The sequence below is a fragment of the Kineococcus sp. AC630 genome (assembly GCF_979255925.1).
Window position 1 is genome coordinate 107,282 of record NZ_CEEDMJ010000015.1, and the last position, 25,288, is coordinate 132,569.

Sequence of the window (25,288 nt, forward strand, 5' to 3'; positions counted from 1 at the left end):
CCCGGGCCCGTCCCGCTCCGTGAGGGGCGGGACGGGTTCGAGCGTGGACCGCGCGGCCGGACTAGCGTTCGGCGCCGACGACCCGCTGCGCGAGCCACGTGTCGAACTCGTCGGCGGGCAGCGGACGGGCGTGCAGGTAGCCCTGCGTCTCGTCGCAGGCGAGCGCCGCGAGCGCCGCGAGGGTGGCTTCGTCCTCCACCCCTTCGGCGACGACCCGGAGCTGCAGGGCGTGCGCCAGGTTGATGGTGTTGGCCACGATGGCCGCGGCGCGCGGGTCGCTGAGCAGGTCCATGGTGAAGGACCGGTCCAGCTTGAGTTCGCTGACGGGCAGTTGTCGCAGCTGGGTCAGGGAGGAGTAGCCGGTTCCGAAGTCGTCGATGCTGACCTGCGCTCCCAGCGCCCGCAGACCTTCGACGACGGAGAGGCTCCGTTCCGGCTCGCGCAGCAACGCCGTCTCGGTGACCTCCAGGACCAGTGAGGTGGCGGGGACGCGGTGGTAGGTCAGCAGGGCGTTCACGGTCGCGGGCAGGGAGGTGTCCAGCAGGGTTCCCGCCGCGAGGTTCACGGAGACCCGGACGTGCAGGCCCTCGCGGTGCCAGCGGGCCTGCTGGGCCACGGCCTGCTCGAGCACCTCGCGGGTCAGGGCGTCCATCAGCGCGTGCGACTCCGCCAGGGGGAGGAACCGTCCCGGCATCAGCAGGCCCAGGACCGGGTGCTGCCAGCGCACCAGCGCTTCGACGCCGGCCAGTGCGCCCGTGCTCGCGACGAGTTGCGGCTGGTAGTGCAGGCGCAGCTGTCCGCCGGCGATCCCCTGGCGCAGGTCGGCCACCATGGACAGCAGTCCGCGGGTCTCGGCGTGGCGGGCGGAGTCGTAGGTGGTGCAGCGCAGGTCGTTCCGCTTGGCGTCGTACATCGCGGTGTCGGCGCGGCGCAGCAGCATCGCCGCGTCGACGGATCCACCGGCACCGGGGGAGTCCGACGTCGGCCAGTGCGCCCGTCCGACGCTGAGGTCCACGTGCACGCTCATCCCGGCGAGGTGGAAGGGTTCTGCGAAGGCTTCGTCGAGCGCGCTCAGCACCTCGTCCCCCTGCGCCCCCGCGTTGCTGACGATGGCGAACTCGTCGCCGCCGAGCCGACCGAGCACCGTCGCCGCCGGGAGGGCGGGCTTCACGCGTTGGGCGACCATGCGCAGCAGGTCGTCGCCGGCGCTGTGGCCCAGCCCGTCGTTGACCTCCTTGAAGTGGTCGAGGTCGAAGACCACCACCTGGAGGCCCGGCTCACGGGTCCCGGGGTGGGCCAGGGTGTGGTCCAGCTGCCGCACGATCGCGCGGCGGTTGGCGATGCCGGTCAGGTCGTCGGTCAGGGCCTCCTCCCGGCTCGCGGCCAGTTGGGCGAGTTCTCCCGTGTTCACCAGCAGGCGGACGCTGGAACCCAGGACACCCGCCAGGCCGACGACGGCCAGGACGCCGGGAGCGCCGGTGGCGACGACCGTGACGGCGGTGCCGAGACCCGCGAGGACGACGACGAAGGACCCGACGGTGGACTTCACCGGGTCCGAGGACTGGGTCGGCACGAACCGCACCGGGAGGATCGCCGCCGTGGACAGGGCCAGCAGACCCAGGGCCCACACCGGGAGGGACCAGGCCGGGCGGGTGACGCCACCTCCGGCGAGGGCGGCGAGGCCCCCGGCGCCGGCCAGCAGGTACGCGGCGGTCACCAGCCACAACCGGACGTCGCGGTAGAGCCGTCCGGTGAAGGCGGCGGTCAGCGCGGCCACCACCAGGACGATCACCGCGGAGTCCTGCACGAGGAGCACCTGCCGGAGCCCGGGGAGCGACGTGAGCAGCCCCCCTCCCGCGGCGTGTCCCTGGGGTGTGGTCCAGACCAGCACGCTGCCCAGGACGGCGGTCGCGACGAGGAGCGACGCGCACCCGTTGAGGAGGTCGTCGGGGTCGACGCCGGATCCGTGCCGGCTCCACCGGACCAGGGCCCGGTAGGCCAGCGGGAAGGTCAGGACCCCGCAGATCCCGGCCGGCACCTCGGCCAGCGGAGCCGTCCGGGGGACGATCGCGACGACGACGGTGACGACCGCGCCGATGCCGTAGAGGAGGCAACCGAGGCTGAACATCCGCCAGACCGTCCGTTCGGCGGTGGCCCGTCGGGCCCGCCACCGCACGATCCACCAGGTGGCGGCCAGCGCGGTGAAGGACAGCGGGAGCGCCAGCGTGGACCGCAGGCCGGCCGGGACGGGCCCGAGGACGGTGAGGAACAACCCGATCGCGGAGACGGCGAGCACACCCAGGGCTCCTCGGGGCAGGACCGTCCTCCGGAGGGAGGCGGTGGTACCCGAGCGTGAGGACGGCACGTTGTCACTTCGGCTCACCGGGCCGCCCACCTGAGGCCCGCCGTCCCCCGGTGGGCGGAGTTCCCCCGGCCGGGTGAACGTGGGTGAATCGTTCAAGAAGCAGCGCTGTGGTTCCGATGCTTGAGCCATCCACTACGTGGTGGAGCGTCACCTGCAGAGGAGCCTCGACACCGTGTCCACGAACCCGAGACCGCAGCCGCCCCGGAGGGGGAAGGCCGCCACGATCGTGGCGCTGACCCGCACCGCGGCCGACAGCGCCACCGACGTCGAGGCGATCACCGAGGTGCTGCGCGCCCTCTCGACGGTCAGCTCCCCGCAGGAGGCGGTCCGCATCGCGTTGGACACGGTGCGCGCCCGGTTCGGCTGGGCCTACGGCTCCTACTGGACGCTGGAGCCGGACGGTGACCGTGGGCAGGACGTGCTGCGCTTCGCCCAGGAGTCCGGCGACGTCGGCGCGGAGTTCCGGGCCATCACCTCGGTGGCGTCCTTCGCCGAGGGCGAGGGGTTGTCGGGGAGGGCGTGGCGGGCCCGCGACCTGGTCTTCGTGGCGGACCTGGCGCAGGTTCCCGACTGCGTCCGGGCCCCGGCCGCGCGACGGGCGGGGGTGAGGTCCGGGGTGTGCTTCCCGATCCTCGAGCAGGGCCGCGTGGTGGCCACCATGGACTTCTTCACCACCGGGGAGCTGGTCCCGTCGCCGGGCCGGCTGGCCTCGTTGCGGGCGGTCGGTGTCCTGGTCTCCGGTGCCCTCGAACGCGCCCACGAGACGGTGCGGCAGGAGAAGGCGGCGCAGGACGTCGACGCGGTCTCCACCGTCGTCCGCGAGCTGACGACGGCTCGCGACGAGCAGACGGCCCTGCGCACCGCCCTGGCGACGATCCGGCGCGAGTTCGACTGGCAGTACGGGTCCTTCTGGCGCCTGGACGAGTCCGATCCGCGGAGACCGGTGCTGCGGTTCGAGCTGGAGTCCGGTGACGCGGGGGAGGAGTTCCGCGCGGTGACCCTGTCCGCGTCGTTCGCCCGGGGCGTCGGGTTGTCGGGCCGGACCTGGGCCGCGCAGGACCTGGTCTTCGTCGAGGACCTGGGCGAGATGACCGACTGCGTCCGCGCCCCGGCCGCGCAACGCGCCGGGGTGAGGTCGGGGGTGTGCCTGCCGGTCCTCGTCGGGGGTCGCGTGGTCGGGACCATGGACTTCTTCGCCACCCGCACCCTCGTCATGTCCTCGAGCCGGGAGAGCGCCCTGCGCAACACCGCGTTCCTGGTCGGTCAGGCGATGGAGCGCTTCGCCGCCGACACCCGGCTGCACGACGCGGGTGGGGAGCTGCTGTCCTCGATCGCGGAGGTGGAGCGCAACGTCACCTCCGCCGCGGAGGTCGCCGCCCGGGGGGAGGCGCTGGCCACGGAGGCCAACGACCAGGTCGCGGCGTTGGGGCGGGCCAGCGCGGAGATCGACGAGGTGGTGCGGGCGATCCAGTCGATCGCGGCCCAGACGAAGCTGCTGGCCCTGAACGCCTCGATCGAGGCGGCCCGCGCCGGGGAGGCCGGCAAGGGGTTCGCCGTCGTGGCGGGCGAGGTGAAGGAACTCTCCGGCCAGACCGAGCGCGCCACCGACGACGTGGCGACGAAGGTCGCCACCATCCAGGACCGGGTCGCGGCCGTGGTCACCTCGTTGGCCGGCATCCACGCCGCGGTGGAGGAGATCAACCAGACCCAGTTCCTCATCGGTGGCGTCCTCACCGAGCAGGAAGCGACCACCCGCGCCGTCCTGGCCTGAGCCTCCGGCCTCGCACCGGGAGGGGACGTCAGCTCGTCGCGAGGACGACGGCCGCGGCAGCGAGGACCGCGCCGACCCCGGTACCGGCGACGACCTGGGCGGGGGAGTGGGCCCGGACGTGGACCCGGGCCAGGGCGACGAGCGGGACGGCGAGGAGGACGGGGAACCACGCGGGGAAGAAGCCGACGACCACGACCGCGGAGGCCGTCGCGACCATCGCGTGCAGCGAGATCTTCCAGGACCTGGAGACGGCGAAACCCACGAGGGCGCAGGACGTCATCAGGCCCAGGAGGACGAGCGAGGCCGGGGAGGCGTCGATCAGGACGAGCAGCCCGGCGGTGAGGACGGTCAGGCCGGCCACCATCGCCATGAGCTTCGGCCGGTCCTCGCGGTTGCGGACGTGGTGGTCCTCGTAGCGTCCGCGACGGACCCCGATCGCGACGACGGTGTAGGGCACGACCGCGCAGACCAGGGTGACGAGGAGTCCCGTGAGGACCCCGCGCCAGAGCGGGGTGGTCGTGGTGGCGGCGATGAGGACGGGCATGACCGCGGCCAGGACCCAGGGCGCGAGGACCTCGCTGACGACCACGGCCCAGCGCGTCGTGCTCCTCGTCACCGGGACCTCCTGCGTCGTCGTGAGTCCCTGGGGAGCGCTCGCCTCAGGCGATGTCCCCGACGCGCAGAGCCCGGGTGATCGACTGGGCGGTGCTCGACGTCCCGTACCAGCGGCGGGCCTGACGGAGGTGCGCCGACACGGCGGGGAGGTCCAGTCGCAGGGCAGCCGCCGCCTCGGAGGCCGAGGCGCCCTGGCAGATCAACTGCAGGATCGTCGACTGGAGGACCGGCGGAGGTGGGGCGAGGGCTCCGCTCCGCTCGCGCAGGCCCCACTCCGGTGCGACGGTCGGCGCCGTCAGGCACTCGATGGCCAGGTCGTCGTCGACGACCTGGACCGCTCCGTCCCGGTGCACCCGCCGGATCAGCCGGCTCACGTAGGGCCGGGCGGCGGGGTCGATCTCGGCGACGCGCTCGAGGCGAGGAGGGGCGTCCTCGGGGTCCATACGTCCACCTCCGTGGTGGTGCACAGTCTCGGGGCACCCGTGCTCGTGCTCACCGTGCGCCGAGCGGTAGGCCGGTGACTACCGTCCCGTCACCGTAGCGTGTTCGCGCGAACATGGACACGTACTCCTCCTCACCTCTTCGGCCTCCGGGTGGCAGCATGGCCGTCGTGCCGCCGCCCGGATCCGAGGAGAGTGCCCCCGTGCCGGGCGCAGCGCCCGCGAGCCGACGCCGACCGAGCATGGCCGACGTGGCCACCGTGGCCGGGGTGTCGGCCCAGACGGTGTCGCGGGTCTCCAACGGCCGCGAGAACGTCGACCCCCTGACGCGGGAGAGGGTGCGCGAGGCCATGACCGCCCTCGGCTACCGCGCCAACTCCGCCGCCCGGTCCCTCGCGACCGGATCCTTCCGCAGCATCGGAGTCATCGCCTCGACGTTGACCACGTTCGGGGCGCAGCAGGTCCTGGACGGGGTCGCCGACGAGGCCCGTCGGTGGGGCTACGACGTGGTGCTGATGCCGCTGAAGGCCCCCTCGCCCGAGGAGGTCAGCGGAGCGGCCGACGTCATGTCGGGTCGTCACAACGTCGACGCCCTCGTGGTCGGCGTCGAGTCCGGGGTGCTGGAGTCCCTGTTCGGCGGGTTCCACGTCGACGTCCCGATCGTCGTGACGGACGGCGGCGCCCGGCATCCCCGCTTCCCCACGGCCGACAGCGATCCCGAGCCCGGACTCCGAGCGGCCCTGACCCACCTGATCTCCGGCGGGCACACCCGCATCTGGCACGCCGGCGGACCCCCGGACTCCAACTCCGCGGTCCACCGCCGTGAGATCTGGGAAGGGGTGCTGCGCGAGCACGGACTCCCGGCGCAGACCTGCCTCGCGACGGACTGGTCCAGCGACTCCGGTCACGCCGCAGGCCTCGTCGTGGGCGCGGCGACCCCGCGACCGACCGCGGTGCTGTGCGCCAACGACCAGACCGCCCTGGGACTGATCCGGGCCCTGACCGACCTGGGGGTGCGGGTGCCCGAGGACGTCAGCGTGGTCGGCTTCGACGACGTCGAAGCCGGACGGTTCTCGGTACCCCGGCTGAGCACGGTCCGCCACGACATCCAGGAGGTCGGCCGCCGGGCGGTCAGGACCCTCATCAAGGAACTGTCCCCGGCGACCGAGGTCGGTCCGCTCGGGCTGGTCCCCTCGGTGTTCGTCGACCGCGAGAGCACCGCGCCGCTGACCGGTCCGAACCCCTGACCAGGAACTTCAGTCGAAGAGCACGACGACCCCGTCCGCGGCCCCCGGCATGGCCGCGAGGCTGAGCGCGTCCAGGGCCCGCTCGAAGGGGAGGACGTCGCTGACGATGACCGCGTACTTCCCAGTTCTCGACGAGGTCGTCGGTCACCTCGAAGATCTCGGTGGGGTAGCCCATCGCCCACACCAGGTTCAGTTCCGTCGTCAGGACGGCCCCGAAGTCGATCTCGACGGGTTTCTCGTGCACGGCGACGACGCCGAACGTCGCGCCGTGCTTGGCGATCGACGTCACGGTCCGGGGAACGGGCGGTGCGCCGGCCGCGTCGAGGTAGACGTCGGTCCCGGGGCGGACCCCGCGGACGTGGGCCGAGGAACCGTCCCCGTGCAGTTCCTCGAGGCGGGCGGCGACGATGTCGACGACGACGTGCCCGACGCCGAACACGACGACCTTGTCGCCGGGCTTCGGGTCGGTGCGGTTGACGGCGTGCAGGGCGACGGCCATCGGCTCGTTGAGCGCGGCGACCTCCCACGGCACGTGGTCCGGGATCACCTCCAGCTGGTGTCCGGGTGCGGCGTCGGTGACGAGGACGAACTCGGAGAGCGCGCCCTGGGCCCCACCGCTGCCGAGCAACCCGTCGGCGAAGGCCATCGTGTCGACCACGACGTGGTCCCCGACGGCGATCCCCTCGACCTCCGCACCGACCTCGACGGCGGAGTACAGGGCGTCCGATCCGCAGATGCCGCAGGCGCGGACCTCCAGCAGGACGTCGGTGGGGCCGGTCGTCGGGCGGGTGACCTCGACCCAGGAGTTCGTGGCGGGGGCGGTGACGTGCGCTGGTCTCGTGGAGTTCTCCTCGGAGGTTTCGTGGTGAACCCACCCTCGCGGAGTTCGCCCGCGGGTTCGTCGTGCGCCGGAACGGTTCCCGCCTACTGCGTCCGCGGTAGCCGAGGGTTCAGGGGCGCATCCCGGCGCGGACGGCGAGGGAGACGAGTTGCGCGCGGTCGCGGGCACCGACCTTGCTCATGGCACGGTTCGCGTGGGTCTTCACCGTGAACGGGGAGACGAAGAACCGGGCCGCGATCTCGGCGTTGTCCAGCCCCGTGACGATGGCCCTGACCACCTCGAGTTCCCGGGCGGTGAGCCGTTCGAAGCGGGCGGAGACCTCCGGGTCGCCCGGAACGGGGGTGCGGTCGGCGACGTGCTCGACCAGGGCGGTCACGGCTGGTCGCGACAACGCCTTGTCACCGTCGTGCAGACCGAGGATCCCGTCGGTGATCTCGGTGGGCCCGGCGCCCTTGCCGAAGAAACCGTCCGCACCGGCCTGCAGGGCGCGCAGCACGTTCTCGTCCTGGTCGAAGGTGGTGAGGACGAGGATGCGCACCTGCTGCGACGACGGGCGGGCCCGGATCCTGCGGGTGGCCTCCACGCCGTCGATCCCGGGCATGCGGATGTCCATGACCAGGACGTCGACCTCCACGGAGTCGAGCAGGTCGAGGGCGGCAAGACCGTCGGCGGCCTCGGCGACGACGGTGAGCCGGGGATGGGCGTTGACGATGGTGCGCAATCCCGTGCGGATCATCTCCTGGTCGTCGACCAGCGCCACGCGGATCACGCTCGTCCGCCGTCCACGGGGAGTTCCGCGCGGAAGGAGAACTGCCCGTCCCGGTCGTGGAACTCGATGCGGCCGCCGACCGATTCGGCGCGTTCACCCACCCCGACCAGGCCTCGGCCCCCACTGCCCCCCGACGTCCTCGACGTCTTCTCCACGGTGTTCACCACATCGATCCTCACTGTCTCCTCGTCGGCGTGGACGGTGAACCGCACACCGTGCGTCCCGTGCTTCTGGGCGTTCGTCAGGGCCTCCTGCGCGATGCGGTAGGCGGCGGCGGACACGTTGTGGGGGAGGGGCGCGTCGCACCCCGTCAGCCGCTCCTCGAGGTCGAGGCCGGCGTTGCGGAAGGACGCGACCAGTTCCGGCACGTGGCTGAGTTCCGGGGTGGGGGCGAGAACGTCGGCCCCGGTCTCCAACCGGAGCACCGCGAGGATCTGCTGCACCTCGGCGAGCACGTCCTGGACGCTGCCGCGGGCGTTCCTCAGGTGCCCGAGGGGCACGTCGGAGCCGGGCGGGAGGCTGACCTCCGCAGCGCCCAGGTGCATGCTGAGCACCGCGATGTGGTGGCCCACGCTGTCGTGCAGGTCGCGCGCGATGCGGACCCGTTCCTCGGCGACGCTGCGCCGCACGATCGACTCCCGGGTGGCGACGGCGTCCAGGGTCCGCTGCCGCACGGCCAGCCAGTACCGGTGCTGACCGCGCACCGAGCTCGCGGCCAGGGCCGACATGAGGGCGCAGAAGCCGGCGATGGAGGCCACGGGATTGGCGTGGACGCTGATGGTCCCGGTGGCGAGGGCCTCGGCGGTCAGGCTCGTGAGGCACGCGACGGGGGCCGTGACCGGCGCCGGCAGCCCGCGGACCGTGACGGCGAAGGTCGTGAAGACGGTGACGGTCCAGAAGATGAGCGGGTCGAGGTGCACGGCGACCGCGAGGAGGGGGACCGCGGCCGTCAGGAGGAAGCCGGGGTAGGGCCGGCGGGTGGCCAGGACCGTCCCCCCACCGGACAGCACGGCGCACACCGCGGCGGCGTGGTGGTTCCCCGTGCTGGTGACGACGGCGGTCACCAGGGCGGCGAGGGTCGCGACGTGCGACCCGAGGGTGAGCAGCCAGACGGGTGGAGGCCACCGGGGACGGTCGCCCACGGCCTCCAGGGCGAGGTCCTTCGACGGCTCAGCCACGGGGCACGGACCGCAGGGACAGCAGGGACAGCAGGGACAGCGTTCGCATCGTCATCGGTCTGGACCCACGTCCCGTCTCGTCCCGCTGATCGTCCCGGGTTCGACCATCGTCGCCCACGACCGCCCGCGTGGCGTCGTCCCGGGGGACATCCCTCGTGTACTGCGATCGCAGTACACGAGGGGTGCGGTCACCCGCCGTTCCCGGCGGGATCAGCCGGCGGGCAGGACCCCGTCGAAGGTGAGCCGCAGGCTGGCGGGTCCGCGGAGGAAGGGGTTGCGCCGGTAGGGGGGCGGGTCGGTGACCAGGCGCGGGTTCACCAGGCGGCGGAACAACTCGTTCAGGGCGATCTGCGTCTCGAGCCGGGCCAGCGGCGCGCCGAAGCAGCTGTGGAGTCCGGCCCCGAAACCGAGGTGGTCGATCGCCTCGCGGTCGGGGTCGAGGCGGTCGGGGTCGCTGAAGTGGCGCGGGTCGCGGTTCGCCGCGGCCCAGACCATCCACACCGGAGCGCCGGCCGGGATCGTGACGTCGTCGACCTGGACGTCGGCGAGGGCCACGTACTTCGGGGTGACCTGCGCGGGAGGTTCGAGGCGCAGGAGTTCCTCGAAGACCCGCGGCACGACGTCCGGGTCCTCCCGCACGCGGGCGAGGACGTCGGGGTGGCGGAGCAGGGTCAGGACGCCGTTGGCGATCATGTTGACGGTGGTCTCGTGACCTCCGATGAGCAACATGATCGAGGTGTTGAGCACCTCGACGGAGGACATCGCCCCGTCGGGGCCGTGGTCGTTGACGAGGCCGGACAGCAGGTCTCCCCGTCCGTCGCCGCGTCGGGACTCCGCGAGGGCCCTGAGGTAGCGGGCCATCTGCCCGGTCGCGGCGGCGGCTTCCCGCTGCTTCTCCTCGTTCTCCTCCGGCGTCGTGGCCTCGGCCGGAGCGATGATCGCCTCGCTCCAGGCGTGGAACAGGGGTTCGTCCTCGGCCGGGACGCCGAGGACGTCGCAGATCATCCAGACCGGGAGCGGGTAGGCGAAGTCGGCGACGAGGTCGATCTCCCTGCGGTCGCCGAACCCGTCGATGAGGTCGTTCGCGACGCGGTGGATCTCCGCGCGGAGGCCGTCGACGTACCCGGCGGCGTGCGGGGGACCGAAGTGGCGCATCGTCTGCCGGCGCAACCGGTCGTGCTTCGGCGGGTCGAGCATCACGAAGGCGGAGGTGAGAGCGGGGTCCGCGGCGCCACCCTCGTCGTGGTCCTCACGATCGTTCGACGGCTGCGCCTTGCCGGGTTCGGAACTGATCCGCGGGTCGCCGGTGAGCTGGAGGATCTCGTCGTAGCCGGTGACGACGAACGCGCCGTCGGTGAGGCGCCGCACGGGTTCCGCCCGCAGCCGGGCGTAGAGCGGGTACGGGTCGGCGCGGTGCTGGTGCTCCAGCAGGTCGGCCCACAACTCGTCGGGGTTCTCGGTGGTTCCGGTCACGGTCTCGGGTGTCCTCTCGAAGGGTCGGACGGGGCTCACTGGACGGATGCCGTGGGGCGGGCGCCGGCGGCGACGGTGGTCAGGTTCGGGGGGCCGTGGACGGTGCGGTCCCGCGGTGGGAACGGTGCGCCGACGGCGATCTGGCGCGCGTAGTGGTCCAGCCACTTGGACTGGTCCAGGGCGACGGCCCCCACGGTCCGGCCGCGGGCGCCGTAGACGACGACGAAGGACCGGGACTCCAGGGAACCCTGGGCCACCACGCTCTCGTCCGCGCAGGACGGGACGCCGACCGCCTTGAGGACGTGGCCGAACTGGATGGACCAGAAGACCGGGACCGCGTCGTGCTCGGCGGTGCCGCCCGTCACCAGGTTGTGGGCGACGACCTCCGCCTGGGCGACGGCGTTGCCCCAGTGCTCGACCGAGAGCAGGCCTCCGTCGAGGATCGGGTGCGGGAAGCGCGCCACGTCGCCGGCCACGAACACGTCGGGGACGACCTGCCCGTCGCGGTCGAGGGCCCGGCACTGAGCGTCGACCGTCACCCCACGTTCGTCCGCGTCGAGTCCCGCCTCGACCAACCACCCGACGTTGCGCACAGCACCCAGGGCGATCACGGCGACGTCGACCTCGAGCGTGCTGCCGTCGGAGAGGTGCGCGCGTCGGAGTCGCCCGTCGGCGTCGCCCTCGAGCGCGGTGACGCTGGTGCGGGAGCGCAGGTCGACGCCGTGCTCGCGCTGGATCTCCGCCGCGACGGCGCCGACCGCCTCGCCGAGACCCCCGGTGAGGGGTGCGAGCCCGCGGTCGATCAGCGTCACCGGCAGGTCCAGCGTCCGGCAGACGGAGGCGACCTCCGATCCGGTGAAACCACCACCGATGACCAGGACCCTCCTCGGCCGGCCCTGCAGGTCGTGGCGCAGTCCGGCCGCGTCCTCGGCCGTCCGCAGCGTGTGGACGCCCTCCAGCGCAGCCTGTTCCGCGTCGGGCCACGGCCGGGCGCTGCTGCCGGTGGCGATGACGAGACGGTCGAACCCGACGCGTTCACCGCCGGCGAGCACTACCTCGTGCGCGTCGAGGTCGAGGCCGGTCGCGGCGACACCGAGCCGCCACTCGGCGTCCACGTCCCGGATCCGGGGGAGGGTGGTGTCCCCGGCGGACGTCATGCCGGTGAGGACCTGCTTGGACAGGGGCGGCCGGTCGTAGGGTTCGTGGGTCTCCGCCCCGATGACGACGAGACGGCCGGCGAACCCTTGGCGCCGCAACGCCTCCGCGGTGCGGAGCCCGGCCAGGGACGCGCCGACGACCACCACCCGGTCCGTCGTGGTGAGGCTGCCGGGCGTTCCGGCGGCCGGAACGGGACTCGCGCCCGCCTCCAGGTCCCGGTGGTCGATGCGGATGGCCTGGACCGGGCAGGCGGCCGCGGCCTGCAGGATCCGCAGCCGGTGCGCGTCGTCAGGGGCGGGGTCGTAGACGAGGGCCTCCTCGCCGTCGAACTCGAACGTGTCGGGGGCCAGGAAGCAGCACTGCGCGTAGCTCTTGCACTTCGTCATGTCGACACCGATGTGCACGGTTCCTCCTCTGTCCTCTTCCTCGGGCTGTGGCTGATCGGGTTTCGGAGCGCTCCGCCGATCACCGCAGTGAGGCCCACTGTGCTCGGACGGTGGCATCCGCTCGTCGTCCGTCCGTGGTGACCTCGCGTACTGCGTCCGGCGTACGCGGGAGCTCTGCGACGGCCGCGCCCACTGCGTGAGAACCCGGTTCGCACCGCACCAGCAGCGCGCCGGCGTCGACGGTGAGGGTCAGCGAGACCGCCGTCCCGAGGACGTCACCGTCGATCTGCACGGGCTGCGGGTTCGGGCAGCTGATGCGGACCTGCCGGCCCCGGGTCGTCGGCATCAGTCGCGGAGACGGTCGTCGCAGCGCGATCTGCAGCAGGAGTCGTCCCCACTGGGCGAGGTTGCGGGGGGCGAAGACGACGCCGTCGAGGAGACCGTCCGAGAGCCGGGCCGCGGGCAGCAGGGTGAGTCCCATCGTCACGGTCCCGCAGTTCCCCGCCATCGCGCCGTGGCAGTGACGGGTTCGGGGGGCTCCGCCGTCCACCGCCACCGAGAACTCCCCTGGGGCGCGCCGGACGGCACGCAGTCCCGAGACGACGTAGGCGAGGTGCCCCAGGCGCCGTTTCAGGACGTGGCCGGCTCCGGCCACCACCGCGGCGTCGAACCCCACACCGGCCATCACCAGGCTGACGTGCTCCTCCGGCTCGGCGTCGTGGCCGGTCCGGTCGACGCTGACCCGGACGACGTCGACGGCCCGGTCGATCCCGTGGAAGACCACGCCGAAGGCGGCGTGGAGGTCGCCGAGCGGGACGTCCAGGTTGCGGGCCAACAGGTTCCCCGTTCCGGCGGGGAGCAGGACGAGAGGAACCCCGTGACCGGCGAGCCGGGTCGCCACCGCCCGGACGGTGCCGTCCCCGCCCCCGACGACGACCACGTCGACGCCCGCCCGGAGCGCCTGTTCCGCCTGGGCCCCGCCGGGGAGTTCGGCCGTCGTGGACGCCCACAGCGGTCGCTGCCACCCCCGCTCCAGGAAGAGTTCGTCCACCGCAGCGCGCCGTGCGGGGAAACCGGCGTGGTGGCCGTCGAACTTCGTGGGGTTGACGATGATCGCCGCCCGTGGTCCGAGGGTTCCACCCTTCGGGGGAGAGGGGGTGCGGTGCGTGGTGGCGCTCATGGGTTCGTCCCTCTGCGGTGGGGGGTTCGGATCGTGGGGTGACCTGATCGTCGTCGTCATCGTCGTCGTCGCGGGGGTCGGTGACGTCGTCCCCGAGGGGTGTTCGCGGGTACTGCGGTCGCGGTACCCGTTGCGGCAACGGGTGGTCACGGTTCCCAGGACGGGTCCTACGTCGGACGCAGTACGTGCAGACAGGTCGGCAGGACGACGCGACGGCGCCGGGGCCGGGGGAGTCTGAGACCACTCGGCCGGCACGGTCCGCCGGCCGCCCCCTCAGCCCGCACGCCGAACTCAGGAGTCCCCCGTGAAGACGTTCCTCTCCTCCAAGCCCGTCCTGTTCTTCCTGTTCCTGTTCAACGCGATCGTCGCGGTCACCGCCTACGTCGTCGTCGACGGGTCGCAGGGCCTGGCCACCTCGATCGGGATGGGCGTCGTCTCCCTGGGCGCCCTCGGCGCACTGGTCGGTCGCCGCGCCCGGCGAGCCACCGTTCACCCGCAGAGCTGACACCGAACACCCCGACCCGACCGTCCCCCGAACACCAGGAGGAACACCGTGTCCGACCCCACCCTCGACCCGCCCGGCCGGCGTGAGACCACCGCAGCCGAGGCCCAGGCGGCGACGCCCGTCGGGCGGATCGTCGTCATCCTCGCCCTGGCCGGGATCGCCGTCTCGCTCATGCAGACGCTGGTCATCCCGATCATCTCGGAGTTGCCGGCTCTGCTCGACTCCACCCCCACGAACACCGCGTGGGCCGTCACCGCCACCCTGCTGGCCGGCGCCATCGTGACCCCCATCGCCGGGCGCCTCGGCGACATGGTCGGCAAACGGCCGCTCCTCATGGTGAGCCTCGCGATGATGGTCCTCGGATCGCTCGTCTGCGCCCTCTCGGACTCCCTCACCCCGCTCGTCGTCGGCCGCGCCCTGCAGGGTTTCGCCGCCGGCGTCGTCCCGCTCGGGATCAGCCTCATGCGCGACGTGCTGCCCGCCGAGCGGGTCGGGCCGTCCACCGCGCTCATGAGCGCCTCCCTCGGCGTGGGTGGGGCCCTCGGTCTCCCGGCCGCCGCCCTGATCGCCGACAACCTCGACTGGCACGCCCTGTTCTGGGTCGCGGCGGGTCTCGGCGCCGTCGTGCTCCTCCTGGTCGCCACCCTCGTCCCGGGAACTCCCCGCACGCCCGGCGGACGACTCGACGTCGTGGGTGCACTGGGCCTGTCCGGTGCGCTCGTCGGACTGCTGCTGGGAGTTTCGAAGGGTTCGGCGTGGGGGTGGACCAGCGGTCGGACGCTCGCCCTCCTCGGCGGTGGGGTTCTCCTGGCCCTGCTCTGGGGCCTCTACGAACTGCGCGCCAAGCCACCGCTCGTCGACCTGCGCACCACCGCGAAACCCCAGGTCCTGCTGACCAACCTCGCCTCGTTGCTCTTCGGCTTCTCCCTCTTCGCCATGTCCCTGGTGCTGCCCCAGCTGATCCAGCTGCCGTCCAGCACGGGGTACGGACTGGGGAAGTCCATGCTGGTGGCCGGTCTCGCGATGATCCCCTCCGGCCTGGTCATGATGGTCGGTGCAGGAGTTTCCTCGAAGGTCACCGCGACCCACGGCGCCAAGGTCAGCCTGATGATCGGTGCGCTCATCACCTCCATCGGCTACGTCCTCGGGATCGTCATGATGGGCGCCGTCTGGCAGCTCTCGATCGTCTCCGGGGTCATCGGCCTGGGCATCGGGTTCGCCTACGGGGCGCTGCCCGCCCTCATCATGTCCGCCGTGCCGGTCTCCGAGACCGCGTCGGCGAACAGCTTCAACACCCTCGTCCGCTCGGTGGGGACCTCCGTGTCCAGTGCCGTCGCGGGAGCCGTCCTCGCCGCCTCCGCCACCACCCTCGGTGGGGTCAGCGTCCCGTCGCAGAGCGGGTTCCAGACCATCCTCGGAGTCGCCGCGGGAACGGCGCTCGTCGCCCTCCTGATCGCGGCCTTCATCCCCGGCCGCCGACGCGGGAACCCTCCCGTCTCCCCGGACGACGACAGCTCGTCCGACCCGGTGGAGAGCCCCGCCCTGCGCTCGTGAAGTTCCGCGTCCGTGGGCCAGGTCGTGCCCACGGACGCGGTGCTGCCCAGAGCGGGGTCTGCCACGCGGTGGGGGCCGAGGGGGAGGGTGGACGACACTCAGTGGCGGACCTCAGGCGTCGTCGATCGCTCCGAGTTCGACACCGCTGGCCAGTTCGTCGAGGGCTTCCTCGCTCTCTGGGTCGGACGAAACGACGGGTCCATCGTCGGGCAACTTCGGTGCTGGAGGGACCCACGCGCGCAGCGGCTGCACCACCGTGGTGTAGAAGTCCTCCAACCCGTCGGTGACCGAGGGGATGAACGCGTTCTTGACTCCCGATCGTTTCGTGCCCATGGCACTCGTGCGCGACAGGGTGAATGCGGCCACCTCGACGTCACGTTCAGGGAGGAGGGCAGCGGGTTTGTCCCGCACGTCACCCAGGCGTTCGCAGGTGGAACCGCTGCGCGCAGCGAAACTGACATCCACCAGGACGTCATCGGGAGCATCCTTGAGCTGCCGCAGCAGCCAGGCGACACGCCGCTGCGCTCCACCCTCCTGAGGTGCCTGCACCCGCACACTGGTGCGCACCTGACTCGTCCGCAGGTCGGCCACCACGGTCAGAGGTCCCGCGGCACCCGGCACCCGGACCGTGGCCTCCAGCTCGCCGGAGCTGACCAGCCGAGCAGTCGTCGCAGCGATCCGAGCGACGGGATCGGTGGCGACCTTGCGCGGCAGCACATGGGTGACTGTCACTCCCAGTTCCGCGGTCAGTCGCAACCGCAGTTGACGCACCAGCCTGATCCAGGCCTCCGCCACCGCAGGCACCTTGCGATCACCGGTGCGCAGGGTTCCCGCCGAAACCGCTTCTCGGACCCCGACCCATGCCGAGCCCATGTCCTCGAAGCCGGACGCACCAGATCGCGGGTGCTGAAGGTAGCGGATCAGTTCGTGCAGCAGCCAGGCCTGCAGGGGATCCGCAACGCCCCGGTGGGTCAGTGCCATCTGCGCCTCGTGCAGCACTTCGGCCCAGGAGATGTGGTGCAGGGCGACCTTGCGCAGTTTGCGCTTGTCGACCTCGACCGGGTGTTCGCCCGCGGCTGGGGGGATGTCGTTGGAGAGGGTGATGACGGCATCGAATCCTTGCGCGCGGGCCACGTCGAGGTAGTTCTCGACCTGGTCCCGGCGCAGTTGTCCATCACCGGTCTTGACTTCGACGAGGCCCGTCCAGGTCTTACCGGCACGGGCCACGCGCAAGACCCCGTCGGGGTAGACGCGCGTTTCGCCGAGGTCGAAGGGAACCTCCAGGTACGCCTCGACTGCGCCGCCGGGAGCTCCGAAGTGGGAGACGACCGCACGGGCGAAGGACCGCACGCCCATCATCGTGGCCAGCACCGCGGAGGTGGCGCGCTTCTCCTGCTCCCCGGCGCTGCCGACGCCGTAGATGGAGAACACGCGAGCCGGTTGCCAGGTGTCGTCCCCAGCCAGGCGCAACGCGGGCGGCCTGGCGGCTACCGTCGCGACCTTGCGGGTCTGCACTCCCTTGCGGGAGGGCTGCGGTCGGCGGGGAACCGCGCCGACGACTGGTGCAGGCGTCTCGACGGCGATCGACGGTTGCCGGTCCTCACCGACGCGCACCGTCACGGTCGCGACGACGGGGGCTGACACCTCAGGGAGTCGGAGCCCTGCCACCTCTTCCTCGCCCGGGGCGGCCGGAGGCACCTGGGAAGGCTCTGCTTCGAGACCTGAGACGACACGGTCGACCTCGTCGACGACCTCGACCAGGTCGTCACCCGGGGCCTGCGGTGGGATCGCGGCACTCTCGGTCCTGTCGGTCCTGTCGGTCGTACCGTCGGCCCCTTCGCCTTCGACAGCAGGCGAGGAAGGCGGGGCCGGTCGGTGCCCTGTCTCCTCGTCGGGCTCGTCCTCGTCGGGCTCATCGCTGACGGAGACGCCGAAGTCCTGCGCTAGTCCTGCCAGCCCGCTGTCCCAGCCCTGGGCCACCGTGCGGATCTTCCAGGTGCCCGAGCGGCGGTAGACCTCGGCGAATACGAACGCGGTTTCGTTGCCGGCGTCGTCGATGTCGCACACGGTGAGGATGGTGTTCGCCGCATCGAGGAGGAGCAGGCGCAGCCCGGAGAGTTCTCCGAAGGTGCCGGTGGAGCGACTGGCGGCGATCGCGATGACTTCCACCTCGCCGCTGAGCTCGTCCAGGTCGATGGCGAGTCGTTCCTCGACGGTGTCCTCGGACTGCGCCCGGCCGGTATGACGGACTGCCCCGTCGCCGGACGCAGGTTGGTTGTAGAAGACGAAGTCGGCATCCGAACGCACGCGCCGCGCGCCGGTGAGCAGGAGGGCCGATGCGTCGACGTCGGCTTCGTGATCGGTTTCACGCCAGCTGACCACTACCCGCAGGCGACGCGCCTCGGTGGGCAGGGTGCGGTTGGCTCCGCGGGGCAGGGACAGATCTTCCACACCACGAGTCTGCCCACTTTCGGCGTCCGGTACAGGTGTTCTCGTGGATCGGTGGCGGTCGTGCTTCCGAAGCCACGCCCTCAGGTGGAAGCGTGACGGCGCCTCCGGTCTGCAGCGCCGTCGGCCCGAGGCGAAGCACGCAGGGTGACAATTCTTGGTGAATTCGTAGCCCTGTGTCATCAGTCGAGGCATGCTGGGACTCGGCCTGGTCCGGAGTGGGGCACCAGGTCACGGGAGCGAACGCACTGATCTGGAGGACGTCGTGGGCATCGCCTGGGTCGAGGCGGTCCGGCTGGCGCGTGCCAACCGCAGCCAGCACGAAGAGCTCGAAGATCGACACGCCGCGCTGATCACCCGTGCGGAGCGCGAGCGCCAGGCACAGGAACGGCGCCGTCGGGAGGTCTACGAGGAGGTCCTGGTGCCTTTCCGCGATGTCTTCGCGCGGCTGAAGAACGTCGACCTCGTCGAGCTGGCCGGCATCGACCTGCCCACCGCCGGGCGCACCCCGCAGGTGGAGGTCACCCAGGTCCGCTTGAACGCCCTGCACACCGTCGGGGCGCTCGCCGGGGGGCTGGGCGTGGGAGCGGGAGTGGGGGTCACCGCCTTCGCCACCGTCGGTGCGTTCGCGGCGGCTTCCACCGGGACGGCCATCTCCGGACTGTCGGGTGCGGCTGCCACCAGCGCCACCCTGGCGGCCCTGGGGGGAGGCTCTCTGGCGGCCGGTGGTGGTGGGGTTGCGGCCGGCACCCTCGTGCTGGGCAGCTTGGTCGCGGCGCCGGTGGTGCTGGCCACGGTCGGCGTGGTGGCCTGGCAGGGGCGGCGCCAGCGGCGCCTGCAGCGTCGAGGGGCGGAGGACCTCGACCAGGCCGACATCGAGCTGAGCCGAGCGGAGGAGGACACCGACGCGGTCATCCGTCGCAGCCGGCAGGTCCGCAATCTGCTCACCGACCTCCAGACCGAGGCTGCCCAGCGTCTCGAGGACTTGCGGGTCCTCGTCGACACCGAGACCGACTACGCCGCCTACCCCCCGGCCCGACGGGCGCAGGTGGCGACGACGGTGTCGTTGATGACGACGACGATCTCCGTGATGGCCACCCCGCTCGCGGACGAGAACGGAGTGGTGACCGTCCTGTCGGGCCGGGTGGTCGAGGACGCTCGAGAGCGACTGCAGGACCTGGTCGAGGAGGATGCCGCGACCGCGGACGACCCCGTCGACACCGGCGCGAGCGCCAGTAGGGGTGCTGAGGCGGACGAGTCCACGAGCTCGGTGGTGCCGGCGTGAGCGAGCAGGCGGCCGACGAACCCCAGGAGAGCTCTGAGCTTCCTCCGCGCGTCGATGGGGCGGGATTCGACTCCTCGGAGTCCCGTGAGCCCGATGCGTCTCGGGCACCCGGGGCCGCGACGAAGGTGGGGGTTCAGGCGGCGGTCTGGGCACTGGTGAACGCTACGACCCGCCGCCATGCCGCCCAGACCGCGGAAGCCCTGCGCATCCGTGAACTCGCCGAGCAAGTCGCACAGCGGTACCGCAACGTCGGCCTGCCCCAGCGTGCCGGGCACCTCTTTGAGGTCATGCACGAAGCGACGTTCAACCACGACGCCATCGCCGAAGGCTCGAAGATCCGCGCATCCACGACCGAGTGGGTCGCTGGCGGGTCGCAGAGCGCCCCGGCGGACCTGCACCTCAGAGACGAGGGTGGACGCCTGCTGACTGCGGCCCAGGCGAAGCTGATGGGGAAGGCGACGACCGCTGCGAGCGGCATCTCTCACGAGCGCTACACCGGCCAGCAGCGCCTCATCGGCAGCGACAAGCTCACCGCCGTGGAGAACCTGCTCGACCGGCGTCTGCGCATGAACTCGGAGGGCTTGAAGTTCGACGACTACGTCGATGCCCGTGCCCACGTCACCGACACCCTGCACATCGACACCACCGGCGCCGCCGGGCACGTCACCATCGTGCACAGCCGCCCGGTGTCCACCGAGCAGGCCCACCGCGCCGCCCGCAACCCCTCCGGCTGGGGTGGCAAGCACGCCGCTTCCGTCGCCTCCCGTGAAGTCGGCGCGGCGATGGCGGTCGGGGCAGCCACCGGGGCTGCTGTCGCGGGTCTGATGGAGGCTGCGAGTCAGGTCGCGCGAGTCCGCGCGGGAGAAACCACCGCTGCTGCCGCCGCCGCGACCGCCGCTGGGGCCGCGGCGATGGGGGCGGTGCGCTCCGCCGCCGGAGCGGGGCTGGGCAAGGCCATCGGCATCGCCGCCCGAACGGGGGTCCTGCCCGCTGCCTTCGGCCAGGCCTCCACACCCTCGGCGATGACCGGTGCCGTCGGCGACATCACCGCCGCCGGTGTCGCCTTCGCCCGCGGCGACATCGACGCCGGCGAGCTTGCCGCACGCTGCTGTGATTCCGCGCTGCGCGCGACGCTGGTCGGGGTGTGCAGCGGGCTGGGGCAGACGGTGATCCCCGTGCCGGTCGTCGGGGGTCTCGTGGGGGCGGTGGTGGGTCAGGCCGCAGCAACCCTCATCAGCCAGGGTCTGCGGGCCGCGGTGGCCGCGGCCCGCGCCGAACTCGCCGCCGGGGAGGACATCGACGAGGAGGACCTCGCCGCCCTGGAGGACGAGACCGCCTCTGCGCTCGCCACGGCGATGCTGCTCGCGGAGTCCGAGCGGGCACTGGGGGAGGAGCACGGTGCCAACGTCATCGCCACCGTCAGCCCGCTGCTCGAGGAGGCCTTGATCGCCGTGACCAGCGGCGACCCGGACGAGGCACAGGAACGGCTCGCCGAGGTCGCGCGCTGCTTCAACGGCCAACCGCTGTTCGTGACGTCGGACGAGTTCGAGGAGTGGATGGCGGATCCGCTGACGGCGTTGACGATGAACCCCAACTGGTAGCGATTCTTGTCGACCCGGTTGCCTGCCCGTCCAACTCGTCGGAGATCGTGAGCGGGTTGCCGCGTGAGCTGCGCGTGCCCGGGGCGGAGCAGGTGTCGGTCACCCTGGTCCAGGACGAGAGCAAGGCGCGCGGCGTCGCCTTCACTGGAGCTCTGGCGGCCCGGCTGGGCGAACGGCGGTACGAGGACGGGTTCGGCCCCACGCCACAGCGTTCCAGCACCTGTCGCTGCGGTCTCAGCGCAGCAACCGGAAACTGCGTGACGTCGCCGCCGACGTCGTGGCCAACCTCTGAGACCCGTTTCGAGGGCAGCGCTCCCGAACCTGTGCGAACCCCCCGTTCACCGGGGGAAGGCGTGGCGACGGGCGACGATGGTGGCGACCGCGGCGGGAACCACGACGGCGAGGGAGACCCACGACAGCGAGCCGACGCCGAAGTTCCCGATGAGGGCACCCCCGACGAGCGCGCCGGCGCCGATCATGAGGTTCACGAGAGTGACCATCACCGCTGCGATGGAATCGGATCCGGCGGCCCGGAAACCCGCGGTGAGGAACCACGTCGCCCCGCCGCCGAAACCGAGGCCCCACAGCGCCGCCGCGAGGTAGACCAGCACCGGACTGATCGTCACGAAGCCGAGGACGAGGAACGCGGTGGCGAGCAGCAGCACGCCGGCGACGGTGAGGTGACGGTGACGGCGGTCGATCCACACCCCGGTGACGAGGATGCTCGCGAAGGCGGCGACGCCGAACGTCAGCAGGACCCACTCGACCTGGCTCGCGATGCCGGCTTCGTCGACCACGGGGGCGATGTAGGTGTAGAGGACGTTGTGGGCCAGGAAGAAACCGCTCATCACGGCGAGGATCGTGAACACCCCGGGATTTCCCCGGAGGACGTCACGGCGTGCGCGTTCCCCGCGCGGCGGTCGGGTGGCGACGACGCCCGGTAGTCCGGGGAGCGCGATCAGGACCCAGACGATGGTCGCCACACCGGCGAGACCGGTGGCGGCGAAGGTGGAGTGCCAGCTGGTCGTGGTGCCCAGCAGGGTTCCGAGGGGGAGTCCGAGCGACAGGGCCACGGGGGTTCCCGCGTTCGCGATCGACATCGCTCGCCCCTGCTTCGACGGTGGGACGAGACGGGCGGCGTAGGCGGCCAGGTTCGTCCAGATCAGGCCGGCGCCGACCCCGGCGACGGTGCGGGCGGCCAGGACGACGGCGAAGTCGTCGGTCACGGCGATGACGAGGTTGGCGACCACGAAGGCCGCCAGCGCGGTCACGAGGACGGTTCTGCGGTTCCACCGCCGGAGGGCGACGCTCAGGGGGATGGCGCTGACCGCGGTGGCCAGGGCGTAGACCGTGACCGTCTGGCCCGCGACCGCCTCGGTCACGTCCAGAGCCCTGGCGATGTCGGGCAGGAGGCCGGCGGGGAGGGTCTCGTTGATGATGCTCAGGAATCCGGCGAAGAACAGCGCCAGCAGGCCGGCCCACGGCAGGCGCTCGTCGTGCCGGATCCGGGGTTCGGTCAGGTCGTCGGTGGTCAAGAGGTTCTCCCAGGTACGAAGATTGTCGTACCTGAATCACAGCACGATCCGAAGGTACGACGCAAGACGTACCTGCGGGACGCCGGGGGCCGCCGGCCGTGTTCTAGGCTGAGCCGGTTCCACCCAGGAGGTTCTGATGAGCGACAAGCCGCTGCCCACGCGGGACGAGATCAAGATCGGGCCCGTGCTGAGCGCTCTGTCGGACCCCAACCGCCGACAGGTGGTCCGCGACCTCTTCGAAGAACCCGAGGGCACGGAGCGGACCTGCACGAGTTTCAACCTGCCCGTCACCAAGGCGACGAGCACCCACCACTTCCGCGTCCTGCGCGAAGCGGGGCTCACCTACGACCTCAGCTACGGCAACCGCCGGGGCGTCTCGCTGCGACGAGCGGACATCGAGGCCCGGTTCCCGGGCCTGCTGGCCGCGGTCTTCGCCGGGGTGTCGACGGGCGAGGCGCCCCCGTCCTGATCGCATGATCTGCGTCACACGAACACGCGAACCTCGGTTCGCGCCGCTGGGCCGGGGACGTGACGCGGTTGAGGGAGAACGACAAAGGATCCCGGCTCCGTGAGGAGCCGAGATCCTGTGCTGCAGAGGACGATCCGTGCAGGTCGAGCGGAGTGCGCCATCCTGGACTCGAACCAGGAACCCGCTGATTAAGAGTCAGCTGCTCTGCCAATTGAGCTAATGGCGCAACGAGTGGAACTCTACCAGCCACCTGGCCGTGCGACGAAATCCGGTCCCCGGGGGAACGAGAGGGGGCACGCCCCCGGGGAACCCGGACCTCGTGCGGTGCGCAGGATCAGTCCTGCTTCCACCACTCCTCGTCGGGCAGGCCCTCGGACTCCAGCAGCTCCGCGGAGTGCGGGCCGTCGGGCGAAGCCATGTCCATGATGAGCGACAGCGGGATGTGCTCGGAGAGCATCTCCATCACCGGCTCGCTCATCGCGTCCGCCTGGGTCTTGTCGTGCGTCATGCGTCCTCCCGAGGATCGACACCCCCCGCGAACAGGGGACGCACATGTGTTCGTCGTCCGTGGGCCCTTCCTTGAGAGTCCGCCCGGGCGGAGGACCCGTCCGGCGCAGAGTTCCGCGGCAGGGTCACCGCACGTGCAACGGTTCACCACGGTGGGTGCCGAGGGGACTGGGCCGAACGCGTCGACCGTGCGACTGCTCGCGTCGCACGGCCACGACCGCGGCGATCCGTCGTCGCCGGCGCCGGGTGGCGGCGGCGTCGAGCGGGTAACGGGTCAGCACCGGAGCGGTCATGATCACACCGTAGGGAGCGGCCGGGGGCGGCACATCACCCTCGCGCCGTAGCCGGGCATCACTCCCTGGGATGACCCCGGGCGACGTCCAGGGTGCGATCAGGTGGCCGACCGGCCACCACCGGAGCACAGTGGGCAGGTGCGCAGCGAAGGGCGGTGGGGGATCGACCTCACCATGCCCCAGTCGCTGCTGCTGGCCCTGCACCTGCGCGACGCCGCGGGCCTGCGGCCCCCGACCTCGCCCCTGCTGCCCGACCTCCCGCCGCTGGACCCCACGGCCATCCCGCTGCACACCGCGGGCGCCGACGTCGCCGGCCTCGAGACCGCGGGACGGCAGTGGGCCACCTGGTGGGCCCGGTCCTTCCCCGGCGGGGCCGACGCCCTCACCTCGATCCTGCCGCCCCGCTACCCGGGACTGAACGGGATGCCCGAACTGCGCGGCCTGGCCGAACTGGGCATGGACGACGCAGTCACCTGGTGCGCCCGGGCGCGCGAGGTGGAGAAGCGGATCATCGCCCGCACCGCGACGGCGCTGTTCGAGACCAACCTGCTCACCGACGTCGAACACGAACTCGGACGCCGCATCCGGCCGTTCTTCCTGCAGGTGATCGTCCTGCCCGTGGCCGGCGCGCACCACTGGGACGTCGTCGGCCAGCCGGTCATCTCCCTCGGCCTGCGAGCCGACCGGGACGCCTACCTCGTCTGGCTGCGGGAACAGCTGATCGGGATCGGGCACGCGCGGTTCGGGGTCACCGACCGCACCGAACGACCCTGATCCCCCGCTGACCGGGAACGACGAAGGGCCCCGACGACGTCAGGGCCCTTCGCACGTGGGGTGAGTGACGGGACTTGAACCCGCGACTTCCTGGACCACAACCAGGTGCTCTACCAGCTGAGCTACACCCACCACGGCACGCTCGACCGCTGCGCGGCTCACGTGACGGGTCGAGGATACACGGGCGCCGGGCTGCTCCGGGACACGATTCCCGGCGCACCCGCCGAACGGGTCAGGCCTGGGGTTTGAGCTCGAACTTCGCGCCCGCGGCCTTCGCCGTCTCGGAGTCCGGGCCGGGGTCCGGCACGAACAGCACCTCGCGGTAGTACTTCAGCTCCTGGATGCTCTCGCGGATGTCCGCGAGCGCCCGGTGACCGCCGTGCTTGCTCGGGGTGTTGAAGTACACCCGCGGGAACCAGCGCTTGGCGAGTTCCTTGAGCGAGGACACGTCGATGAGCCGGTAGTGCAGGTGGTCCGTCAGCTGCAGCATGTCGCGGGCCAGGAACGCCCGGTCGGTGTGGACCGAACTGCCGGCCAGCGGCGCCTTGCGGGGCTCGGGCACCCACTTCTTCACGTACTCCAGGACGATCTGCTCGGCCTCCGCCAGCGTCTTGCCGTGGGGGATCTCGTCGAGCAGCCCGGAGGAGGTGTGCATGTCGACGACGACCTTGTCCATGTCGACCAGCGTCTCCGCGGGGGGCTTGATGACCACGTCGACGCCCTCGCCGAGGACGTTGAGGTCGGCGTCGGTGACCAGCACGGCCACCTCGACGAGTGCGTCCTCGGTCAGGCTCAGCCCGGTCATCTCGCAGTCGATCCAGACGATGCGCTCGGTGACCTTGTCGTTGCTCACGGGCTCAGACTAGAGGTCCGCCGGAGCTGGAGGAGCGGGCG

General features: G+C 71.7%; 21 protein-coding genes, 2 tRNA genes and 1 pseudogene. 8 read left to right on the forward strand and 16 right to left on the reverse strand.

The genetic code is table 11. The features are described from left to right. Window positions 1–61: 61 nt before the first annotated feature. On the reverse strand, window positions 62–2,296 hold the full coding sequence (locus AC0I8G_RS16810; RefSeq protein WP_471730949.1) for a putative bifunctional diguanylate cyclase/phosphodiesterase: 2,235 nt from the start codon (window positions 2,294–2,296) through the stop codon (window positions 62–64). A 241-nt stretch (window positions 2,297–2,537) separates the two neighbouring features. Here AC0I8G_RS16810 and AC0I8G_RS16815 point away from each other — a divergent pair, with 241 nt between their 5' ends. Continuing rightward, window positions 2,538–4,136, forward strand: coding sequence for a GAF domain-containing protein (locus AC0I8G_RS16815; RefSeq protein WP_471730950.1), 1,599 nt, complete (start codon window positions 2,538–2,540; stop codon window positions 4,134–4,136). Between the two features lie 28 nt (window positions 4,137–4,164). On the opposite strand, the gene AC0I8G_RS16820 is transcribed toward AC0I8G_RS16815, so the two are convergent. Continuing rightward, window positions 4,165–4,752, reverse strand: a complete 588-nt coding sequence (locus AC0I8G_RS16820; protein ID WP_471730951.1) for a hypothetical protein — start codon at window positions 4,750–4,752, stop codon at window positions 4,165–4,167. 43 nt (window positions 4,753–4,795) lie between these two features. Beyond that, window positions 4,796–5,194, reverse strand: coding sequence for a hypothetical protein (locus AC0I8G_RS16825; protein ID WP_471730952.1), 399 nt, complete (start codon window positions 5,192–5,194; stop codon window positions 4,796–4,798). A gap of 248 nt (window positions 5,195–5,442) precedes the next feature. On the opposite strand from AC0I8G_RS16825, the gene AC0I8G_RS16830 reads away from it, so the two are divergent. Next, window positions 5,443–6,438, forward strand: coding sequence for a LacI family DNA-binding transcriptional regulator (locus tag AC0I8G_RS16830; RefSeq protein WP_471730953.1), 996 nt, complete (start codon window positions 5,443–5,445; stop codon window positions 6,436–6,438). Window positions 6,439–6,447: 9 nt separating this feature from the next. Here AC0I8G_RS16830 and AC0I8G_RS16835 read toward each other — a convergent pair. From AC0I8G_RS16835 to AC0I8G_RS16860, 6 genes and pseudogenes are all read right to left on the reverse strand, one after another. Further along, window positions 6,448–7,174: pseudogene (locus AC0I8G_RS16835) on the reverse strand (theronine dehydrogenase). Between the two features lie 214 nt (window positions 7,175–7,388). Then, on the reverse strand, window positions 7,389–8,048 hold the full coding sequence (locus tag AC0I8G_RS16840; protein WP_471730954.1) for a response regulator: 660 nt from the start codon (window positions 8,046–8,048) through the stop codon (window positions 7,389–7,391). Next, window positions 8,045–9,226 (reverse strand): sensor histidine kinase, encoded by a 1,182-nt coding sequence (locus tag AC0I8G_RS16845; RefSeq protein ID WP_471730955.1) that lies wholly within the window; start codon window positions 9,224–9,226, stop codon window positions 8,045–8,047. The genes AC0I8G_RS16840 and AC0I8G_RS16845 overlap by 4 nt, the downstream gene beginning before the upstream one ends. A 210-nt stretch (window positions 9,227–9,436) precedes the next feature. Next, the gene (locus tag AC0I8G_RS16850) at window positions 9,437–10,699 is read right to left on the reverse strand and encodes a cytochrome P450 (protein ID WP_471730956.1); all 1,263 of its coding nucleotides are present in this window, start codon (window positions 10,697–10,699) and stop codon (window positions 9,437–9,439) included. A 35-nt stretch (window positions 10,700–10,734) separates the two neighbouring features. Beyond that, a complete protein-coding gene (locus AC0I8G_RS16855) occupies window positions 10,735–12,261 on the reverse strand; it encodes an FAD-dependent oxidoreductase (RefSeq protein WP_471730957.1) in 1,527 nt (508 codons plus the stop codon). A 61-nt stretch (window positions 12,262–12,322) separates the two neighbouring features. Continuing rightward, window positions 12,323–13,423, reverse strand: coding sequence for a diacylglycerol/lipid kinase family protein (locus tag AC0I8G_RS16860; protein ID WP_471730958.1), 1,101 nt, complete (start codon window positions 13,421–13,423; stop codon window positions 12,323–12,325). Window positions 13,424–13,727: 304 nt separating this feature from the next. Between AC0I8G_RS16860 and AC0I8G_RS16865 the strand changes: the two genes are divergently transcribed. Then, on the forward strand, window positions 13,728–13,928 hold the full coding sequence (locus tag AC0I8G_RS16865; RefSeq protein WP_471730959.1) for a hypothetical protein: 201 nt from the start codon (window positions 13,728–13,730) through the stop codon (window positions 13,926–13,928). 48 nt (window positions 13,929–13,976) lie between these two features. After that, on the forward strand, window positions 13,977–15,482 hold the full coding sequence (locus AC0I8G_RS16870; protein ID WP_471730960.1) for an MFS transporter: 1,506 nt from the start codon (window positions 13,977–13,979) through the stop codon (window positions 15,480–15,482). 111 nt (window positions 15,483–15,593) lie between these two features. Here AC0I8G_RS16870 and AC0I8G_RS16875 read toward each other — a convergent pair whose 3' ends face one another. Further along, window positions 15,594–17,933 (reverse strand): TerD family protein, encoded by a 2,340-nt coding sequence (locus AC0I8G_RS16875; protein WP_471730961.1) that lies wholly within the window; start codon window positions 17,931–17,933, stop codon window positions 15,594–15,596. A 262-nt stretch (window positions 17,934–18,195) separates the two neighbouring features. On the opposite strand from AC0I8G_RS16875, the gene AC0I8G_RS16880 reads away from it, so the two are divergent. Both AC0I8G_RS16880 and AC0I8G_RS16885 read left to right on the forward strand, forming a co-directional pair. Further along, the gene (locus AC0I8G_RS16880) at window positions 18,196–19,215 is read left to right on the forward strand and encodes a hypothetical protein (protein WP_471730962.1); all 1,020 of its coding nucleotides are present in this window, start codon (window positions 18,196–18,198) and stop codon (window positions 19,213–19,215) included. Window positions 19,216–19,370: 155 nt separating this feature from the next. Then, complete coding sequence (locus tag AC0I8G_RS16885; RefSeq protein ID WP_471730963.1) at window positions 19,371–20,816, forward strand: hypothetical protein; 1,446 nt, start codon at window positions 19,371–19,373, stop codon at window positions 20,814–20,816. Window positions 20,817–21,154: 338 nt separating this feature from the next. Here the strand turns inward: AC0I8G_RS16885 and AC0I8G_RS16890 are convergent, their stop codons facing one another. Then, window positions 21,155–22,351 carry an MFS transporter gene (locus AC0I8G_RS16890; RefSeq protein WP_471730964.1) on the reverse strand — a complete coding sequence of 399 codons (1,197 nt, stop codon included), beginning with the start codon at window positions 22,349–22,351 and terminating at the stop codon, window positions 21,155–21,157. 136 nt (window positions 22,352–22,487) lie between these two features. Between AC0I8G_RS16890 and AC0I8G_RS16895 the strand changes: the two genes are divergently transcribed. Next, on the forward strand, window positions 22,488–22,820 hold the full coding sequence (locus AC0I8G_RS16895; RefSeq protein WP_471730965.1) for an ArsR/SmtB family transcription factor: 333 nt from the start codon (window positions 22,488–22,490) through the stop codon (window positions 22,818–22,820). 153 nt (window positions 22,821–22,973) lie between these two features. Here the strand turns inward: AC0I8G_RS16895 and AC0I8G_RS16900 are convergent. The 3 genes from AC0I8G_RS16900 to AC0I8G_RS16910 form a co-directional block, all read right to left on the reverse strand. Beyond that, window positions 22,974–23,046: transfer RNA gene (locus AC0I8G_RS16900), tRNA-Lys, on the reverse strand. Window positions 23,047–23,154: 108 nt separating this feature from the next. Further along, the gene (locus AC0I8G_RS16905; RefSeq protein WP_328295101.1) at window positions 23,155–23,328 is read right to left on the reverse strand and encodes a hypothetical protein; all 174 of its coding nucleotides are present in this window, start codon (window positions 23,326–23,328) and stop codon (window positions 23,155–23,157) included. 124 nt (window positions 23,329–23,452) lie between these two features. Then, window positions 23,453–23,620: a hypothetical protein gene (locus tag AC0I8G_RS16910; protein ID WP_471730966.1), complete on the reverse strand. Its 168-nt coding sequence runs from the start codon at window positions 23,618–23,620 to the stop codon at window positions 23,453–23,455. Between the two features lie 138 nt (window positions 23,621–23,758). On the opposite strand from AC0I8G_RS16910, the gene AC0I8G_RS16915 reads away from it, so the two are divergent. Beyond that, window positions 23,759–24,394: a hypothetical protein gene (locus AC0I8G_RS16915; protein ID WP_471730967.1), complete on the forward strand. Its 636-nt coding sequence runs from the start codon at window positions 23,759–23,761 to the stop codon at window positions 24,392–24,394. Between the two features lie 56 nt (window positions 24,395–24,450). Here AC0I8G_RS16915 and AC0I8G_RS16920 read toward each other — a convergent pair. Together AC0I8G_RS16920 and orn are read right to left on the reverse strand one after the other, a co-directional pair. Beyond that, window positions 24,451–24,526, reverse strand: a tRNA-His gene (locus AC0I8G_RS16920). Window positions 24,527–24,626: 100 nt separating this feature from the next. Further along, window positions 24,627–25,247: an oligoribonuclease gene (orn, locus tag AC0I8G_RS16925; RefSeq protein WP_471730968.1), complete on the reverse strand. Its 621-nt coding sequence runs from the start codon at window positions 25,245–25,247 to the stop codon at window positions 24,627–24,629. Window positions 25,248–25,288 lie beyond the last annotated feature (41 nt).

Coding starts and splice junctions, on each gene's coding strand:
- AC0I8G_RS16825 (WP_471730952.1), bottom strand. CDS start 5,194: ATGGACCCCGAGGACGCCCCTCCTCGCCTCGAGCGCGTCGCCGAGATC.
- AC0I8G_RS16860 (WP_471730958.1), bottom strand. CDS start 13,423: ATGAGCGCCACCACGCACCGCACCCCCTCTCCCCCGAAGGGTGGAACC.
- AC0I8G_RS16895 (WP_471730965.1), top strand. CDS start 22,488: ATGAGCGACAAGCCGCTGCCCACGCGGGACGAGATCAAGATCGGGCCC.
- AC0I8G_RS16905 (WP_328295101.1), bottom strand. CDS start 23,328: ATGACGCACGACAAGACCCAGGCGGACGCGATGAGCGAGCCGGTGATG.
- AC0I8G_RS16910 (WP_471730966.1), bottom strand. CDS start 23,620: ATGACCGCTCCGGTGCTGACCCGTTACCCGCTCGACGCCGCCGCCACC.